The 17475-nt window shown below is 54.6% G+C and carries 15 protein-coding genes; 9 read left to right on the top strand and 6 right to left on the bottom strand.

Going from position 1 to position 17475, the window contains the following annotated elements; translation table 11 throughout:
- Nucleotides 1-96: 96 nt before the first annotated feature.
- On the bottom strand, nucleotides 97-591 hold the full coding sequence (gene lrp / locus ABRZ26_RS03160) for a leucine-responsive transcriptional regulator Lrp (RefSeq protein WP_172288140.1): 495 nt from the start codon (nucleotides 589-591) through the stop codon (nucleotides 97-99).
- Nucleotides 592-1120: 529 nt separating this feature from the next.
- Between lrp and trxB the strand changes: the two genes are divergently transcribed.
- The 5 genes from trxB (at nucleotide 1121) to infA (ending at nucleotide 6900) form a co-directional block, all read left to right on the top strand.
- Nucleotides 1121-2083 (top strand): thioredoxin-disulfide reductase, encoded by a 963-nt coding sequence (gene trxB, locus ABRZ26_RS03165; RefSeq protein ID WP_319602776.1) that lies wholly within the window; start codon nucleotides 1121-1123, stop codon nucleotides 2081-2083.
- A gap of 216 nt (nucleotides 2084-2299) precedes the next feature.
- A complete protein-coding gene (gene cydD, locus ABRZ26_RS03170) occupies nucleotides 2300-4066 on the top strand; it encodes a heme ABC transporter permease/ATP-binding protein CydD (RefSeq protein WP_319602777.1) in 1767 nt (588 codons plus the stop codon).
- Nucleotides 4067-4088: 22 nt separating this feature from the next.
- Nucleotides 4089-5810 carry a heme ABC transporter ATP-binding protein/permease CydC gene (cydC, locus tag ABRZ26_RS03175; protein ID WP_319602943.1) on the top strand — a complete coding sequence of 574 codons (1722 nt, stop codon included), beginning with the start codon at nucleotides 4089-4091 and terminating at the stop codon, nucleotides 5808-5810.
- A 50-nt stretch (nucleotides 5811-5860) separates the two neighbouring features.
- Entirely contained in the window at nucleotides 5861-6562 is a 702-nt protein-coding gene (gene aat, locus ABRZ26_RS03180) for a leucyl/phenylalanyl-tRNA--protein transferase (protein ID WP_319602944.1), read from the top strand.
- Nucleotides 6563-6681: 119 nt separating this feature from the next.
- Nucleotides 6682-6900, top strand: coding sequence for a translation initiation factor IF-1 (gene infA / locus ABRZ26_RS03185; RefSeq protein WP_002211347.1), 219 nt, complete (start codon nucleotides 6682-6684; stop codon nucleotides 6898-6900).
- Between the two features lie 260 nt (nucleotides 6901-7160).
- Here the strand turns inward: infA and clpA are convergent, their stop codons facing one another.
- Nucleotides 7161-9437, bottom strand: a complete 2277-nt coding sequence (gene clpA / locus ABRZ26_RS03190) for an ATP-dependent Clp protease ATP-binding subunit ClpA (protein ID WP_319602778.1) — start codon at nucleotides 9435-9437, stop codon at nucleotides 7161-7163.
- A gap of 29 nt (nucleotides 9438-9466) precedes the next feature.
- Nucleotides 9467-9787 carry an ATP-dependent Clp protease adapter ClpS gene (clpS, locus tag ABRZ26_RS03195; RefSeq protein WP_319602779.1) on the bottom strand — a complete coding sequence of 107 codons (321 nt, stop codon included), beginning with the start codon at nucleotides 9785-9787 and terminating at the stop codon, nucleotides 9467-9469.
- A 344-nt stretch (nucleotides 9788-10131) separates the two neighbouring features.
- Here clpS and cspD point away from each other — a divergent pair, with 344 nt between their 5' ends.
- Nucleotides 10132-10356: a cold shock-like protein CspD gene (gene cspD, locus ABRZ26_RS03200; RefSeq protein WP_319602780.1), complete on the top strand. Its 225-nt coding sequence runs from the start codon at nucleotides 10132-10134 to the stop codon at nucleotides 10354-10356.
- A 196-nt stretch (nucleotides 10357-10552) separates the two neighbouring features.
- Here cspD and ABRZ26_RS03205 read toward each other — a convergent pair whose 3' ends face one another.
- Complete coding sequence (locus ABRZ26_RS03205; protein ID WP_319602781.1) at nucleotides 10553-12217, bottom strand: ATP-dependent endonuclease; 1665 nt, start codon at nucleotides 12215-12217, stop codon at nucleotides 10553-10555.
- Between the two features lie 173 nt (nucleotides 12218-12390).
- Here ABRZ26_RS03205 and ABRZ26_RS03210 point away from each other — a divergent pair, with 173 nt between their 5' ends.
- Nucleotides 12391-13290: a LysO family transporter gene (locus ABRZ26_RS03210; protein ID WP_319602945.1), complete on the top strand. Its 900-nt coding sequence runs from the start codon at nucleotides 12391-12393 to the stop codon at nucleotides 13288-13290.
- A 175-nt stretch (nucleotides 13291-13465) separates the two neighbouring features.
- Nucleotides 13466-15118: a hydroxylamine reductase gene (hcp, locus tag ABRZ26_RS03215; RefSeq protein WP_319602946.1), complete on the top strand. Its 1653-nt coding sequence runs from the start codon at nucleotides 13466-13468 to the stop codon at nucleotides 15116-15118.
- Between the two features lie 83 nt (nucleotides 15119-15201).
- Here the strand turns inward: hcp and ABRZ26_RS03220 are convergent, their stop codons facing one another.
- Together ABRZ26_RS03220 and ABRZ26_RS03225 are read right to left on the bottom strand one after the other, a co-directional pair.
- Nucleotides 15202-16041, bottom strand: a complete 840-nt coding sequence (locus tag ABRZ26_RS03220; RefSeq protein ID WP_319602782.1) for an N-acetylmuramoyl-L-alanine amidase — start codon at nucleotides 16039-16041, stop codon at nucleotides 15202-15204.
- A 55-nt stretch (nucleotides 16042-16096) separates the two neighbouring features.
- Entirely contained in the window at nucleotides 16097-16420 is a 324-nt protein-coding gene (locus ABRZ26_RS03225; RefSeq protein WP_319602783.1) for a heavy metal-binding domain-containing protein, read from the bottom strand.
- Between the two features lie 317 nt (nucleotides 16421-16737).
- Between ABRZ26_RS03225 and artP the strand changes: the two genes are divergently transcribed.
- Nucleotides 16738-17466, top strand: a complete 729-nt coding sequence (artP, locus tag ABRZ26_RS03230; RefSeq protein ID WP_319602947.1) for an arginine ABC transporter ATP-binding protein ArtP — start codon at nucleotides 16738-16740, stop codon at nucleotides 17464-17466.
- Nucleotides 17467-17475 lie beyond the last annotated feature (9 nt).

A 17475-nucleotide genomic window follows, 5' to 3' on the forward strand; every position in this document is an offset into this window, starting at 1 on the left:
AAAAGGTTATGACAAAGCGCCGAGGAAGACCCGGCGCTGAAACTGTATAAATTCACAGGAGTGTAGCTGAATTTATCGGGTTTTGCACCCATGCAATTATCGGGTCTTAATGACCAGACGGTTGCTTTGCTTAACTTCTTCCATCACCACATAGGTGCGGGTGTCGTTGACGCCCGGCAGTCGAAGCAGTGTTTCACCCAGCAACTTACGGTACGCCGACATATCCGGCACGCGGGTTTTCAGCAGATAGTCGAAATCACCGGAAACCAGATGACACTCCTGAATTTCTTCAAGTTTTTGCACCGCTGAATTGAATTGTTCAAACACATCGGGCGCGCCGCGGTTTAGCGTTATTTCAACGAAAACCAGCAGCGAGGCGTCCAGATAGTGCGGATTCAGCAGCGCGGTGTAGCCGTTAATAAAGCCCTGTCGCTCCAGGCGACGCACACGTTCCAGACAAGGCGTCGGTGATAAGCCAACCCGTTTGGAAAGTTCAACATTGGAAATACGCCCGTCTTTTTGTAATTCGTTCAGGATGTTGCGATCAATACGATCGAGATCTTTTCCTGGCCGCTTTTTAGTCTCTACCATTATTATTGTCTCTCTTCATTCTTCCCTGCTCCTGCTACACTCCGACCGACTTCAATGTATCAGAGCCACCCTAAAGAAGACCCGCTGTCTATTTTGTATATCAAACGTCATAGCCCGTTGCGTTACTATCCGTTATCGCCATGCGCTATAGGAAAATATCAAACCAGGCAAAAGCGATTTATCCGTGGCGCAACGACCAGCCAGACAGGCAACGAATAAAAAGCCGAGCTTTCAACTATTCACATACAAAAAATTTCCTCTTACCCAGATGTTTTCGCAAAAGCGCAGCGGATTGTCAAAGTAAAACAACTAAAATCAGAAGAAAGTACCAAATTAAATAAGGCAGAGCTGCGCTCCGGGGCGCTGTCAGTCATTTTACTTATGAATATGGCTGATCTATCAGCCATTTATTGCCATCATCGTCGTCAGCGATTAAACAAATAGCTAACAACTTCGCCACACGCTTTTTTTACTCGGGTAATTTCCTTACAATCACCGCTATTGTCCGTCATCGTGAAATGAGGAACTCATGGGTACCGTTAAACACCACAAGTTATTGATTCTGGGGTCAGGCCCGGCAGGCTACACCGCCGCAGTTTATGCTGCCCGCGCTAATTTAAAGCCGGTGCTCATTACCGGGCTGGAGAAAGGCGGTCAGTTGACGACGACCACCGAAGTAGAAAACTGGCCGGGCGACGCAGAAGATTTAACTGGTCCTCTGCTTATGGAGCGCATGCATGCCCATGCGGAGAAATTCAATACCGAAATCATCTTCGACTACATCCAGCGTGTAGATTTGCAAACGCGCCCGTTCCGCCTGTTTGGCGATAGCGATGAATACACCTGCGACGCCTTGATCATCGCAACCGGCGCATCCGCGCGTTATTTGGGATTGCCTTCCGAGGAAGCGTTCAAAGGTAAAGGCGTGTCCGCCTGCGCCACCTGCGACGGATTCTTTTATCGCAATCAGAAAGTGGCCGTGGTCGGCGGCGGCAATACCGCGGTTGAAGAAGCGCTGTACTTGTCTAATATTGCGGCCGAGGTTCATTTGATCCATCGCCGGGACAGCTTCCGGTCAGAAAAAATCCTGATAGATCGCCTCATGGATAAAGTGCAAAACGGCAATATCATCCTGCATACCGACCGTACGCTTGATGAAGTTCTTGGCGACGATATGGGCGTAACCGGCGTGCGCCTGCGCGACACGCGCACGGACGCCACTGAAGAGCTGGAACTGGCCGGCGTATTCATCGCTATCGGCCATAGCCCCAATACCGGCGTATTCGGCGATCAGCTCGAACTGGAAAATGGTTATATCAAGGTGCAATCCGGTATTCACGGCAACGCAACCCAGACCAGCATTCCCGGCGTCTTTGCCGCCGGCGATGTCATGGATCATATTTATCGTCAGGCGATTACATCCGCCGGCACCGGCTGTATGGCCGCGCTTGACGCAGAACGTTACCTGGATGGATTAGCCTCCGCCAAATAACATGCCTTCGCCATCCGGGCGCGCCCTTTCTCCGGATGGCTATTTCCCCCGCACGCGACACAAAAATTGATCATCTCCCGCCTTTTCGTTTGCAGAGCGCTTTTGTCGAGGTAACATGGCGCCATTCTGAGCATTGAAGTCCGTGGTTGTTAAGCAACGGTTATATAAGCGTTATTTTCAATCAACAATCCCGCACTCAAAACGAACCGGCATCTGATGAAAAAAAACAGACAGCAAGAACTCACTCATTGGTTGAAGCAACAAAGCAAACTGGCGCAACGTTGGTTACGCCTCTCACTGTTACTGGGGTTTTTGAGTGGGATACTTATTGTCGCGCAGGCATGGCTGCTGGCGTCTCTGCTGCATGCCTTGATTATCGAGCACGCGCCGCGTGACTCCCTGCTTTCCTCTTTCCTTTTGCTGGCCGCGACCTTTGTCTTGCGAGCGCTGAACAGCCTGCTACGAGAACAGGTCGGCTTTATGTGCGGTCAGGCCGTCCGGCGACAAATCCGTAAATTGGTGCTGGATCGGCTACAACAATTAGGGCCGGCCTGGGTTCAGGGCAAGCCGGCCGGAAGCTGGGCCAGCATGATTCTGGAACAGATCGAAGATATGCAGGATTACTATTCCCGCTATCTGCCGCAAATGTATCTTGCCGCCCTGATTCCCCTGCTCATCCTGATTACGATCTTCCCGATTAACTGGGCGGCGGGCCTGATTCTGTTGCTGACCTCACCGCTGATCCCTCTCTTTATGGCGCTGGTGGGGATGGGCGCCGCGGATGCCAACCGCCGTAACTTTCTGGCGCTGGCGCGCTTAAGCGGCCATTTCCTGGACAGGTTGCGCGGTCTGGAAACCCTGAGGCTGTTTAACCGGGGACGTGCTGAGACGGCGCAAATCAGCAACGCGTCCGAAGACTTCCGCAGCCGCACCATGGAAGTTCTGCGCATGGCTTTTCTCTCTTCCGGCGTGCTGGAGTTTTTCGCCTCCATATCTATTGCCGTGGTCGCCGTTTACTTTGGTTTCTCCTATCTGGGAGAGCTGAATTTCGGTCATTACGGCGCAGGCGTCACGTTGTTCGCCGGATTTCTGGTTTTAATTCTGGCCCCGGAGTTTTTCCAACCGCTGCGCGACTTAGGCACGTTTTACCACGCGAAGGCCCAGGCCGTCGGCGCGGCGGAGTCACTGGTAACCTTTCTGGCGGCGGAAGGCGAAACGGTCGGTTTCGGCGAACATGAATTCAGTAATGATAGCGCGATAGAAATCCAGGCCAGCGAACTGGTCGTTCTGGCGCCCGATGGCGCCCCGCTCACACAGCCGCTGACCTTCACGCTGGGCGCCGGCCAGCGAATTGCGCTGGTGGGGATCAGCGGCGCAGGAAAAAGTTCCTTGCTGAATGTGCTGCTCGGCTTTCTGCCCTATCGCGGTTCGCTTCGCGTTAACGGCATCGAATTGAATACGCTGTCATCGACATCATGGCGACGACAGCTGAGCTGGGTAGGACAAAATCCGCATCTGCCGGAGCAAAGTCTGCGCGACAATATTTTGCTCGGCAAACCGCAGGCCACCGAGGATGAGTTGCAACAAGCCGTTGAGCGCGCCTATGTGCATGAGTTTCTACCGCAACTGCCGCAGGGTCTGGATACGCTGGTCGGCGATGGCGCGGCGCGTCTTTCCGTCGGCCAGGCGCAGCGTATCGCGGTAGCCCGCGCGCTCATCAAGCCAGGCAATCTGTTACTGCTCGATGAACCGACCGCCAGTCTGGATGCCGACAGCGAACAGCGGATAATGGCGGCGTTAAACGCCGCCGCGCGTCATCAGACGACGTTGTTAGTCACCCATCAACTGAATGACGTTATCGATTACGATGAGATTTGGGTGATGAACGACGGACAGTTAATACAACAGGGGAATTATCAGACGCTCAGCACACGGCCAGGCGCCTTTGCCGAGCTCATCACCCAACGTCAGGGAGTGTTGTGATATGTCTCCTCAAAAAACGGCCATGCAGGTTTTAAAACCTTTTCTGCTGCTTTATCGCCGCCATATCTGGCGCTTAAGTCTGGGCGTTATTCTGGCTATTGTGACGCTGCTGGCCAGTATCGGGCTGCTTACGCTGTCCGGCTGGTTCCTGGCCGGGGCGGCATTGGCCGGCATCGCCGGGCTATATACTTTTAACTATATGCTGCCCGCCGCGGGCGTGAGAGGCGCGGCGATAGCCCGTACGGCCAGCCGTTACGCGGAAAGGCTGGTCAGCCACGATGCGACATTCCGCGTATTGCAGCATCTGCGCGTCTTTACCTTTGCGCGCATTTTACCTTTGTCGCCCGGCGGCATCGCACGATTTCGCCAGGCGGAACTGCTGAACAGACTGGTCGCGGATGTCGATACGCTCGATCATTTATACCTGCGCGTTATTTCACCGATTGTCAGCGCGTTGTTGGTCATTTTGATCGTCACTTACGGCCTGAGCTGGCTGGACGCTTCGCTGGCGCTGACGCTGTGCGCCATCATGCTGGTGCTGTTACTGCTGCTACCGGTGATATTCTACCGGGCAGGCCAGTCCATCGGGCAAGACCTCACGGCGTTACGGGCTCAGTATCGGCTTCAGTTGACGACCTGGCTACAGGGCCAGGCGGAATTGACCGTTTTCGGCGCCCTCGCCGCGTCACGCCGCCAACTGACGCTGTTAGAAACGCGTTGGCAGAAGCGACAGCAGCAGCAGGCCAACCTGACGGGACTTGCTCAGGCGCTGATGCTGCTGTGCAGCGGAATGACGGTGACGTTAATGCTCTGGCTGGCGGCCGCGGGCATTGGCGGAGACGCGCAGCCCGGCGCGTTGATCGCCCTGTTTGTCTTCGCGACGCTGGCGGTTTTCGAAGCGCTGGGGCCGGTAGCGGGCGCATTCCAACATATGGGACAGGTTATCGCTTCCGCCGCCCGCATCGACCAGATTATCCGGCAACCGCCGGAAGTCACTTTCCCCGAACAAGGTCCGGCGCGATCAACGACGGCCGCGATTGCTGTAAATAACCTCAGTTTCACCTATCCGGAGCAGCCATTGCCGGTGCTGAATGATATTTCGCTGAATATTCGCGCGGGTGAACACCTGGCGCTGCTTGGCCGGACCGGCTGCGGTAAATCCACCCTGCTGCAATTAATTACCCGCGCGTGGAATTGCCGGCAAGGCGACATCACGCTGAATGGCCATCCGCTTAGCGCATGGCGCGAAGATGAACTGCGCGGCATGATGAGCGTCGTGCCGCAGCGCGTCCACATTTTCAGCGCCACGCTGCGCGACAATCTGCTGCTGGCCGCGCCCGATGCGCACGACGAGCGACTGGCGACAGTGTTACAACAGGTGGGGTTGGATAAACTACTGGAAAATGAAGGGCTGAATGCCTGGCTGGGCGAAGGCGGACGTCAGCTCTCCGGCGGCGAACAGCGTCGTATCGGTCTGGCGCGCGCGTTACTGCACCCTGCGCCGCTGGTGCTGCTGGATGAGCCGACCGAAGGCCTGGACGCCGAAACCGAACGGCGTATTTTGCGGCTATTGCGGCAGCACTGCGAAGGAAAAACGCTGATTGTGATTACACACCGGCTATATGAGTTAGAATCAATGGATCGAATTTGCGTTATGGACGGCGGGCAGATCGTTGAACAAGGAAATCATCAGGCATTGATGGCATTGCAGGGGCGCTATTGGCAATTTCACCAGCGCATTTAATCATCGGCGGCCTGTTGCACGGGCCGACGTTTACCAATCATCCGGATATTATGAAACTGTATCAGCTTGCCGCCGATTCGCTCCGCTTTCCTGACCCGGCATATGCGCTGGACGAACCAAACGGGCTGCTGGCGATCGGCGGCGATCTTTCCCCCGCCCGGCTGAAAGCCGCCTATCGCCAGGGCATATTTCCCTGGTATTCGCCCGGCGAACCGATTTTATGGTGGTCGCCCAATCCGCGCGCGGTATTGTTTCCCGGAGAATTTCATATCAGCCGCAGCATGAAGAAGTTTCTGCGCAAACACGATTTTGAGGTCACCATCAATCATGCCTTTCATGACGTGATTCGCGCTTGTGCCGATGAACGTGAGGGCGGAACCTGGATTACCCCGGAAATTATTCTGTCTTATGGTGAACTTCATCAGTCAGGACAAGCACATTCCGTCGAAGTGTGGCAGAATGGCACGCTTGTCGGTGGGCTATACGGTATTTCGCAAGGCGGCCTGTTCTGCGGCGAGTCAATGTTCAGCCGCACCGACAACGCATCTAAATATGCGCTGCTGACATTTCAGCAGCATTTTATTCGTCATGGCGGGTATCTGATCGACTGTCAGGTACTGAACGCGCATACCGCTTCATTGGGCGTGTGCGAAATTCCCCGTGATCGCTTTTTGCAATTTCTTTTTCAGCTACGGGATAACCCGGTGGCTGATAGCTGTTGGCAGCCGCAAACGCTGGCTCAGCCACAGTGATAATAGACAGCGGCCGTTTATAAATAATCATCAGTTGATGAACGCGCCTTTACATAATGTGGGTTTTTCGGCATTATCTTGCCGGTTAAAAACAAAGGTAGTTACACCTAGAGGATTCGATGGCCAAAGAAGACAACATTGAAATGCAAGGCACCGTGCTTGATACGCTGCCCAATACCATGTTCCGCGTTGAATTGGAAAACGGGCACGTGGTTACCGCTCATATCTCCGGTAAAATGCGTAAAAACTATATCCGCATCCTGACGGGTGACAAAGTCACTGTAGAGCTGACCCCGTACGACCTGAGCAAAGGCCGCATTGTCTTCCGCAGCCGTTAACCGGCTCGCCCGTCGCTGACAACAGCGATATCCGAGGATGTTCCACCTCTGCTGCCCTTTCCGTTACCGGCAAGGGCTTTTGCGTTTCGGGCGGTAACTCGCCTGTCGGCGTCAACCGTTTTATGCGTAAAAAAGAGCGATGCTTACGCATCACCCTTGATCGAGCCTTGCCGGTTGACCCCAACCCAACCCTCCCCTTGTCAGAGGAGGGAGTTGCACCTCACCCTGACAAGGGGAGGCCGGGAGGAGGAGCCGCGAGCCTAATGAACGGCGCCTTCCGCTTTACGCTTCTGGGCGCTCTGGAAGCCGTAAGTGAGCTTCTGAGTCTCTTTATCCAGTTCAACCTTGACGGAGCCGCCGTCAACCAATAAACCGAACAGCAGTTCATTCGCCAGCGGTTTTTTCAGGTTTTCCTGTATGACTCTCGCCATCGGCCGCGCGCCCATCGCTTTGTCGTATCCTTTCTCGGCCAGCCAGTCGCGAGCCTCGTCGCTGACTTCCAGCGATACGCCTTTCGCATCCAGTTGCGCCTGCAACTCAACGATGAATTTATCCACCACCTGCTGAATAACGTCCGTAGACAGATGGTTGAACCAGATGATGCCGTCAAGGCGGTTACGGAATTCCGGCGTAAACACCTTCTTGATCTCTTCCATCGCATCGGTGCTGTTATCCTGCTGGATAATGCCGATAGAGTTGCGCTGGGTCTCCCGTACGCCGGCGTTGGTGGTCATCACCACGATCACGTTGCGGAAGTCGGCTTTACGGCCGTTATTGTCCGTCAAGGTGCCGTTATCCATCACCTGCAACAGCAGGTTGAACACATCGGGGTGCGCCTTCTCGATTTCATCCAGCAGCAGCACCGAATGCGGATGTTTGATCACCGCGTCGGTCAGCAGACCGCCCTGATCGTAGCCGACATAGCCCGGAGGCGCGCCGATCAGACGACTGACGGTATGGCGCTCCATGTACTCGGACATATCGAAACGCAACAGCTCGATATCCAACGCTTTCGCCAGTTGCAGCGTCACCTCCGTTTTACCCACGCCTGTCGGCCCGGCAAACAGGAAAGACCCGACGGGTTTGCGGTCTTGCCCTAACCCGGCCCGACTCATCTTGATGGATTCGGACAGCGCCTCAATCGCTTTATCCTGACCGAACACCAGCATTTTCAGCCGGTCGCTCAGGTTTTTCAGCACATCGCGATCGCTGGCGGAAACCGTTTTTTCCGGAATACGGGCGATACGCGCCACCACGGACTCGATATCCGCCACGTTAACCGTCTTCTTGCGCTTGCTGATCGGCACCAAACGGCTGCGGGCGCCCGCTTCATCAATGACGTCGATCGCTTTATCCGGCAAATGACGATCGTTGATGTATTTCACGGCTAACTCGACGGCGGCGCGCACCGCTTTCGCCGTGTAGCGTACGTCATGATGCGCTTCATACTTCGGTTTCAGTCCGTTGAGGATCTGCACCGTTTCTTCCACGCTCGGTTCGGTGATATCGATTTTCTGGAAACGACGCGCCAGCGCCCGATCCTTTTCAAAGATATTGCTGAACTCCTGATACGTGGTGGAACCGATCACGCGGATCTTGCCGCTGGATAACAGCGGTTTAATCAGGTTCGCGGCGTCGACCTGACCGCCGGAAGCGGCGCCTGCGCCGATAATGGTATGAATTTCATCAATAAACAGGATGCTGTTCTGATCCTGTTCCAGCTGCTTTAACAGCGCCTTGAAGCGTTTTTCGAAGTCGCCGCGATATTTTGTACCCGCCAGCAAAGAGCCGATATCCAGCGAATACAGCGTGCAATCCGCCATCACGTCCGGCACGTCGCCCTGCACGATACGCCAGGCAAGCCCTTCCGCAATCGCCGTTTTACCAACGCCGGACTCCCCGACCAGCAGCGGGTTATTCTTACGGCGACGGCACAATACCTGAATGGTTCGCTCCAGTTCTTTATCGCGGCCGATCAGCGGGTCAATCCCGCCAACGCGTGCAAGCTGATTCAGATTGGTGGTGAAGTTTTCCATACGGTCTTCCCCTCCGGTCTGCTCTTCATTGACTGGATTTTCCGGGTTTGGCGCCTGCCCGGACTCTTCTTTACGCGTTCCGTGCGAAATAAAATTCACCACGTCCAGACGACTGACATCGTGTTTGCGCAGCAGGTAGGCGGCCTGAGACTCCTGCTCGCTGAAAATGGCGACCAGCACGTTCGCGCCTGAAACCTCGCTGCGACCGGATGACTGGACATGAAAAACCGCGCGCTGCAACACCCGCTGAAAGCTGAGCGTCGGCTGAGTTTCACGCTCATCATCGCCCTGCGGCAGCGTCGGCGTGGTTTGTTCAATAAATGTTTCAAGCTCCTGACGCAACGCGGCTAAATCCACCGTACAGGCTTCCAACGCTTCTCGGGCGGCCGGGTTACTGAGCAGAGCCAATAACAAATGCTCCACAGTCATAAACTCGTGTCGGTGCTCACGCGCTCTGGCGAAAGCCATGTTGAGACTGAGTTCCAGTTCTTGATTGAGCATAGGCACCTCCCCCAATAAATTGCCTGACTTCAGGCTTTTTCCAGCGTGCAGAGCAACGGGTGCTCATTTTCTCTGGCGTAACGATTGACTTGTACGACTTTGGTCTCAGCGACTTCAGCGCTGAACACGCCGCAGATCGCCTTTCCTTGATAATGAACTGTCAACATCAGTTGCGTTGCACGTTCAATATCATAAGAAAAGAACTTTTGCAGAACGTCAATAACAAATTCCATCGGCGTGTAATCATCGTTGTTCAACAACACCTTATACATCGATGGCGGTTGCAGTTTTTCTTTGTATTGATCTGCCGTCAGGTTCTCTGATTGCGACCACGTCTTGTCGTTTCCCATTGTCTATCCAACATCATCTGAATATCATCGTACCGAGTTATATTTACAGTACCACGTCTGCTTTTTGTTTTACCATCCAGTGACTGAAATCATTGTTCGCTGACAGGACTCACCGTCTTTTATCCCTCGAATCGACTGCATGACGCCCGGCAAAAGCCATCAATAGCGTTAGCTGTATCATATTTTGACAAACTGACCCAGGCCTTGAATGGGGATCGCTTGACGACGGGATCGATTTAACTAAAGTGTAGTGTTGAATTGATGAGGTTTTAATCAATTCGTATTCACGTAAACCAAATAACCTCACCTTACTTATAAAAATACTCTTGCGAAGGATGTCATGCATGGAGACAGGTACTGTTAAATGGTTCAATAACGCCAAAGGTTTTGGTTTCATCTGTCCTGAAGGTGGCGGTGAAGATATCTTCGCTCACTACTCAACAATTCAAATGGACGGATACCGAACGCTAAAGGCGGGACAGGTTGTCAGGTTTGATGTTCACCAAGGACCGAAAGGTAATCATGCAAGTCTGATCGTGCCACTGGTCAGCGAAGAAACCGTTGCCTGACACCGACTGTCTGCGCTTTACCCCAAAACCTCTTACCCTCTACACAGGTTAATACCTCTAAATGCTGGTCTCACCGACCGGCATTTTATTCCGGCCCCGACACTACCCTCTTTACAACAATTTTGGGGCGGCGAAAAATAAATCAAGCCCAACCGCCTCATTCATTTTTTCACTCGTCTTGTGAAAGCGGCGGCGCTTAATCCGCGCGCCCGCGCGCCAGCCACAAGACGCGGGAAAACATACCGCGGATTAACGGCGGGATCGCGTCACTCCCCATTGTTGCGGCCTCCATCGCCACTTCAATGGCTAAATCGGGTTTTGATGAACGGTGAATCGCTTTAACGATAATTTTATGCATTGATAACGGCACTTTTTCGGGAAGCTGCGCCACGCGATGATAAACATGCCCGAACCCCGCGCGATACATATAGTGTTCCATATCCAGCGCCGGTAGAACCGTCAGGTGATCCCGTTCTCGCTCACCCTGCGCGGTCAGCAGACTTTGCGCCGTCGCGGCATATTTTTTCCCCGCGTCATCACCGTCGACCAGCACATGCCACTCTATGCCCATCCGACGGGCGAACTTCAGCAACGGCCTCAGTCCCGACTGCGCAAACTCGATCACTTTCACGCCTTCCGCCTCAAAATGGTGTCCGCATTGACGCGCCAGTTCATTCAGCATCCAAACTTCCGTTTCGCCTTCCACCAGCAGCCAGCAGCGGGCAAACAGCGACGAAGGCCGATTAAAGCGGATGTGGAAAGCAATACGCCGACTGTCTTCCGCATTCATCCCCTGTGGACCGATACGATAAGTCGCCACACGCGATGATTCGCGCACCAGACGGCAAACCCGCTCCATCGGAACCAGCGACAACAGTTCGCCGGAGTTGGTCGTGCTGAGTTTCTGCAACGGCAGTTGCATCAACAGTCCCCACGCCACCGACAACATGATGGGATGCAATCGCGTTTCCGGGTCTTCGATCAACAGCAGCGGACGCGCGTGCGGATCCAGCGCCACGTCCCCTTTGGCTTGCAGAAGGGTGGAAAATAATCCCAGCAGGATAATGCGCCGGCTACGGCTGTTCGGCCCGGCAACCAGACGATTGATATTATCCAGCGCGCGCCAGGACTTACCGTTGTGAATCCGGGCATCCTTGTGATGACGCCGCTCGCGCAAGACGGCGTTCTGCTCGGAAAAATAGTGTTCAAGCAATTGGCGCATGGCCGCCAATCCCTGACGGAGATCTTTATCGGTCAGCTTTTGCGGATTCCGCGCCAGTTCCCGCATCAAGGTCTCAAACTGTTGAGCCAGTTTTTCATTGCTGTTCTCCACGGTCGCGTCCAGGGTTCCAGCACGTAAACGCCGCATAAAGCGGGCATCGCGCAGACGCAGCACCGGATGCAGACGAATCACCTCGCGCGCCAGTTCATCAATATTATTCAGCGCCAGCGGGTGTCCGTCGGCGTCGAGAAAACTTCGCCAGGTACACACCGACTGACTCTCATCGACCTCCCCTTCCAGGCGATAAAAAATCCGCCGCAATCCCCCGTTCCCTTCGACCCATACTCCTTCCAGCGTGCGATAGCGCGGCGCAAGATGATGCCCCGGCCCGGTTTCGCAAAAAGTGAAAATCACCTGTAAATGATGTTCCCGGCTGGTTTCATCCCCCGGCGGAAAATGAAAATCCTGTAAGTCGAAATGATAGAGCGGCAGCGTCGGCGATAGCAGCAAAGATAAAGCGTCAAGCAGGCTTGACTTACCCCATGCATTCTCGCCGATCAGCACCGTGCTATCATCCAGCGTCAATGACAGGCGATTGATGCCCCGAAATCCCAGAATCTCGACACTCTCCAGATACATCCGCCTCTCCTTTGTCGTCCCGCTGATACGGACGTCATAATAAAACACCCTGTTGCATAAGTTCCGCCGCCAAGCGATACTTGGCTCAAGATGATAATTTGTTTGATTTTAATAGATTATGTCATTCTCCTCTCCCACCTGCGGCTTTTCTTGCTAAGGACGCCAAATCTGTGATGTATTCGGGCTTATTAATCATTTTATTGCCGCTTCTCCTCGGTTATCTGGTGACGCTTCGAACCCCAAAAACATTGCAGACAATCAATCAGGCGCTGAGCGGGATGGTTTATATCATTCTGTTTTTAATGGGCGTCAGTCTGGCATTTCTGGATAATATCGCCAGTAATCTGTTGCTGATTTTTCGCTACACCCTCATCTGCGCCATCTGCATCATTACGGTCAATCTGGCGGCATTGTGGTTACTGGAAAAACGCCATGCCTGGCATGGCGCTCAGCAACGGGAAGCCCTGCCATCCCGGCTGCGGATGCTTCTGGAGTCGCTCAAGCTGTGCGGCGTGGTATTCGGCGGTTTTTTACTGGGACTAACCCAATGGCCCGGACTGTCTTATGCCAATAAGGGTAGCGAATATGCGCTGATCCTGCTGCTGTTTCTGGTCGGCGTACAGCTACGCAACAGCGGTATGTCGTTACGTCAGATCGTATTGAATCGTCGCGGCATGATCGTCGCGCTGGTCGTCGCCTTCAGCGCGCTGGTCGGCGGTTTGCTGGCCGCCTGGGCGCTCGACTTACCGTGGAAAACCGGGCTGGCGATGGCTTCCGGCTACGGCTGGTATTCGCTGTCCGGCATTCTGTTGACGGACGCTTTCGGCCCCGTTATCGGCAGCGCGGCCTTTTTTAACGATCTGTTGCGTGAACTGCTGGCCATCATACTGATCCCGGCGCTGATTCAGCGCCACCGCGCCTGCGCGTTGGGCTTGTGCGGCGCAACCTCCATGGATTTCACCTTGCCGGTGCTACAGCGCAGCGCAGGGCTGGATATGGTGCCGGCGGCCATTGTGCATGGTTTTCTGCTGAGTCTGGCGGCGCCGATCCTGATGGCGTTTTTTTCCGCATAGCCGCGCGGGTCGCTTTTTGGCGAAGAGCAATTGAGACTCATTTTCATTGCAACGCATTGAAATTGCGCTAAATCAAATTTATCTCATGTCGCATTAAAAAAGCCTTCTTCGATATGTCGTCACCCTCTATGCTTTTAAACATGTATTTTTAATACACCTTAAAAAGGATGTGATGATGTTTTGTGTGCAATGTGAACAAACCATTCGTACCCCGTCCGGAAATGGCTGCGCTTACGCGCGGGGAATGTGCGGCAAAAGCGCGGAAACCTCCGACCTGCAAGACCTTCTGGTCGCCGTATTACAAGGGCTATCCGCCTGGGCGCTGCAAGCCCGCCAGTTGGGTATCGTCGATCATGATATCGACAGCTTCGCCCCGCGCGCCTTTTTCTCCACGTTAACCAACGTCAACTTCGACTCGCAGCGGATTATCGGCTACGCGCGGGAAGCCATTACGTTGCGTCAGTCGCTGGCTACGCGCTGTCGTTTGCTGGATTCGGGCGTGGCCGTCACGCATCCTATGGCGGCGATCCAACTGGCCGGCGACGATATGCCGGCGCTGTTGCGGCAGGCGGCCGGCTTTGCGCTGGACCATGATAAAACCAGCGTCGGCGACGACATTCACGGCCTGCGTATGCTGTGTCTGTATGGTCTGAAAGGCGCCGCCGCCTACATGGAACATGCTCATGTTCTGGGCCAATATGATGAGGCTATCTATACGCAATACCACACTTTTATGGCCTGGTTAGGCACCTGGCCGGCCGACGTGGACACGCTGCTGAACAACGCGATGGCTATCGGCACGATGAATTTTAACGTGATGGCGATCCTCGATCGCGGTGAAACCGAGGCGTATGGGCATCCGCAACCCACGACGGTTAACGTCCGCCCCGTCGCCGGCAAAGCGATTTTGATCTCCGGCCATGATCTGAAGGATTTACGCATGCTGCTGGAACAGACCGCAGGCAGCGGCGTTAATGTCTATACGCACGGCGAAATGCTGCCGGCGCACGGTTACCCTGAATTGAAGAAATTCAAACATCTGGTCGGCAACTACGGCAGCGGCTGGCAGAATCAGCAAACGGAATTCGCCGGCTTCCCCGGCGCCATCGTCATGACGTCCAATTGCATTATCGATCCCAATGTCGGCAACTACGGCGATCGCATCTGGACGCGCAGCATTGTCGGCTGGCCGGGCGTCAACCACCTGGCGGGAGATGATTTCAGCCCGGTTATCGATCAGGCGCGACAGTTGGCCGGGTTTCCTTACAGCGAGATAGAACATCCGATTACCGTCGGTTTCGGACGGGAAACCTTGCTGAGCGCCGCGGACACGCTTATCGATCTGGTCGCGCAAAAGAAACTTCGCCATATCTTTTTAGTGGGCGGTTGCGACGGCAGCCGTCAGACGCGCAGCTATTTTACCGACTTCGCCGTCAGGGTTCCGGACGACTGTCTGATTATGACGCTGGCCTGCGGCAAATACCGTTTCAACAAACTGGACTTCGGCACGCTGGAAGGCCTGCCGCGCTTGCTGGACGTCGGTCAGTGCAACGACGCCTACTCCGCCATTATGCTGGCGGTCAAACTGGCGGAAAAGCTGGACTGCGGCGTTAACGATCTGCCCCTCAGTCTGGTGCTGTCATGGTTTGAACAGAAGGCGATCGTCATCCTGCTGACCCTGCTGTCCCTCGGCGTGAAGAATATCTATACCGGCCCGACGGCGCCGGGATTCCTGAGCGAAAATCTGCTGGCGATACTGAATGAGAAGTTCGGCATGCGCGCCATCACCACGGTAGAACAAGACATGAATAACATTCTGGCCGCCTGAGCCGCCGCCTGCCGCACGGACGGATGCGCAAGCTGCAAGGCCGGCACATCGCCCAGTGCGATGCGCCGGCCTGTAGCCATCCGTTACCGGGTTACCGCAGCGGAGCCGTATTTCTCAAGCAGCGCGTCCGCAATCGCTTCCGTCTGCGCATCCGCGCTCCCCTGATAATTCCCGGGCCTGAAGTGCATCTGGAAAGCGGCGATAACCTGCTGTTTCTGGCGTTCGGTCATGTCATTCGCCATCGGATAGCCGTAGCGCGCCAATTTATTCAACAGACTCGCCGCGTTAACCGGTTCGTCCGGTTTCCGTCCCCGGAGGTAAAACGTCACCCGATTCGCGTCCGGCCATGCGCCTATCCCCGCCCGCGCCAGTTGCTCCCAGGGAAACAACGGCCCCGGATCCAACTTGCGCAGCGGCGCGATATCGCTATGGGCGACCACGTTTTGCGGCGCAATCTGATAACGCGCAACGATTTGTCGGGCCATATCCGTCAATACCGCAATCTGAGGCGGGGGAAACGGCGCCCATTTTACGCCGGTCAGCGTGCGTCGATAGCCGGCGTTTTCCAGTTCAATGCCAATCGACGAATTATTAAGACGCGTAAATCCACGCCAGCCGCTGGCCCCGGCATGCCACGCGGCTTGCGATTCAGGCACCAGTTGCCATACCACCGGCTTACCCTGATCAAGCGGCGGATGCGCCGGGATGAGGTAATGCGCGCTGACGTGTTCGTCCGTCAGCGTACTCAGCGAAGAGGAAAAATCCTCCGCCGTATAGTGGATCACCAGAAAACGGATACGCGATTCCTGAGCCTGCGCATGATGCGCGCTATCGACTTTATAACGGCCCAGATCCTTCAGCGAAGACGCCGACTGACACCCGGCCAGCAATAGCGACATCAGAATAACGAGGCATTTGATCATGACTTTCCCACTGTGATTTCTCGCCAGTTTGCTGTCTGAAGTGATGACGCATTGATTAACGGCGGACTTTCACCGCGGTCCCGCTGATTGACACCATCAGCATACTGCTGTCCTTGCCCACGGTTTCATAGTCGATATCGATCCCGACCACCGCATTGGCGCCCAGATCCGCCGCCTGTTCCTGCAATTCTTTGAACGCAATCTGTCTGGCTTTACGCAATTCCTTTTCATAAGCGCCGGAGCGACCCCCTACGATGTCGCGAATGCCGGCGAAAAAATCACGGAAAATATTCGCGCCCAGAATCGCTTCGCCGGTCACGACGCCGCAATATTCCGTAATGGTGAACCCTTCCAGAACCGGGGTGGTAGATAATTGCATAATGAGCTCCTGCATGATGGATGAACGTAACAGCCTATATTAACGCGCGTTTAGACGGCAACGGCTGTATCAAAACCGACGGTATTAACATAGCCGCTTTTCGTCATCGCGCGCAGCGGCTTTCGCCATAAGCAAATTATCTGACCGGATAATTTCCGTCACCGCCGACCCTGTCCGTCCGTGAGCGGAGAAACCAGTGTTTTGTGCTATTATTTAAGCAACAAACCGCTTATCAGCAAATTTTAACCTACGGCGATTGCATAACTATTCTGCCGACGTTAACATTCGCGGCATCAATGGCTATTCAATTCTTACGCATGAGTATTCAACTAGACGGCATCAATTGTTTTTATGGCGCACACCAGGCGTTGTTCGATATCTCACTCAACTGTCCTGCGGGCGAAACGCTGGTTTTGCTTGGGCCCAGCGGTGCCGGGAAGAGTTCTCTGCTACGTGTCCTCAACTTGCTGGAAATGCCGCGCTCCGGTACGTTATCCATCGCCGGCAAGCAGTTTGATTTCAATCAGCCGCCCGCAGAAAACGCGATTCGCGAACTACGCCAAAACGTGGGGATGGTCTTCCAGCAATATAATCTCTGGCCCCATCTGACGGTGACGCAAAATCTGATTGAAGCGCCCTGCCGCGTACTCGGTTTGGGAAAAAACGAGGCCAGAGCGCGAGCGGATAAATTGCTGACCCGTTTGCGTTTGAATGATTTCGCCGATCGTTACCCCCTTCATCTTTCCGGCGGCCAGCAACAGCGCGTCGCCATTGCCCGTGCGCTGATGATGGAGCCTCAGGTGCTGCTGTTCGACGAACCGACCGCGGCGCTGGATCCTGAAATTACCGCTCAGGTGGTCGGCATTATCCAGGAACTGACGCAAACCGGCATTACTCAGGCGATTGTGACCCACGAGGTTGAATTTGCGCGCAAAACGGCCAGCAGAGTGGTGTACATGGAAAATGGACGCATTGTGGAGCAAGGCGACGCCAGTCATTTCTCCCGGCCCCAGACCAAAGAGTTTGCCGGCTATTTATCCCACTGATTAATGATA

It is taken from the genome of Brenneria sp. L4-2C, assembly GCF_040240335.1.
Lineage (GTDB): Bacteria > Pseudomonadota > Gammaproteobacteria > Enterobacterales > Enterobacteriaceae > Brenneria.

What these genes read in the sequence shown, in the direction of transcription:
- ABRZ26_RS03220 (WP_319602782.1), bottom strand. Translation starts at nt 16,041, where the DNA reads ATGATCAAATGCCTCGTTATTCTGATGTCGCTATTGCTGGCCGGGTGT.
- hcp (WP_319602946.1), top strand. Translation starts at nt 13,466, where the DNA reads ATGTTTTGTGTGCAATGTGAACAAACCATTCGTACCCCGTCCGGAAAT.
- artP (WP_319602947.1), top strand. Translation starts at nt 16,738, where the DNA reads ATGAGTATTCAACTAGACGGCATCAATTGTTTTTATGGCGCACACCAG.
- clpS (WP_319602779.1), bottom strand. Translation starts at nt 9,787, where the DNA reads ATGGGAAACGACAAGACGTGGTCGCAATCAGAGAACCTGACGGCAGAT.
- ABRZ26_RS03225 (WP_319602783.1), bottom strand. Translation starts at nt 16,420, where the DNA reads ATGCAATTATCTACCACCCCGGTTCTGGAAGGGTTCACCATTACGGAA.
- cydC (WP_319602943.1), top strand. Translation starts at nt 4,089, where the DNA reads ATGCAGGTTTTAAAACCTTTTCTGCTGCTTTATCGCCGCCATATCTGG.
- clpA (WP_319602778.1), bottom strand. Translation starts at nt 9,437, where the DNA reads ATGCTCAATCAAGAACTGGAACTCAGTCTCAACATGGCTTTCGCCAGA.
- cydD (WP_319602777.1), top strand. Translation starts at nt 2,300, where the DNA reads ATGAAAAAAAACAGACAGCAAGAACTCACTCATTGGTTGAAGCAACAA.
- trxB (WP_319602776.1), top strand. Translation starts at nt 1,121, where the DNA reads ATGGGTACCGTTAAACACCACAAGTTATTGATTCTGGGGTCAGGCCCG.
- cspD (WP_319602780.1), top strand. Translation starts at nt 10,132, where the DNA reads ATGGAGACAGGTACTGTTAAATGGTTCAATAACGCCAAAGGTTTTGGT.
- aat (WP_319602944.1), top strand. Translation starts at nt 5,861, where the DNA reads ATGAAACTGTATCAGCTTGCCGCCGATTCGCTCCGCTTTCCTGACCCG.
- ABRZ26_RS03205 (WP_319602781.1), bottom strand. Translation starts at nt 12,217, where the DNA reads ATGTATCTGGAGAGTGTCGAGATTCTGGGATTTCGGGGCATCAATCGC.
- lrp (WP_172288140.1), bottom strand. Translation starts at nt 591, where the DNA reads ATGGTAGAGACTAAAAAGCGGCCAGGAAAAGATCTCGATCGTATTGAT.
- ABRZ26_RS03210 (WP_319602945.1), top strand. Translation starts at nt 12,391, where the DNA reads ATGTATTCGGGCTTATTAATCATTTTATTGCCGCTTCTCCTCGGTTAT.
- infA (WP_002211347.1), top strand. Translation starts at nt 6,682, where the DNA reads ATGGCCAAAGAAGACAACATTGAAATGCAAGGCACCGTGCTTGATACG.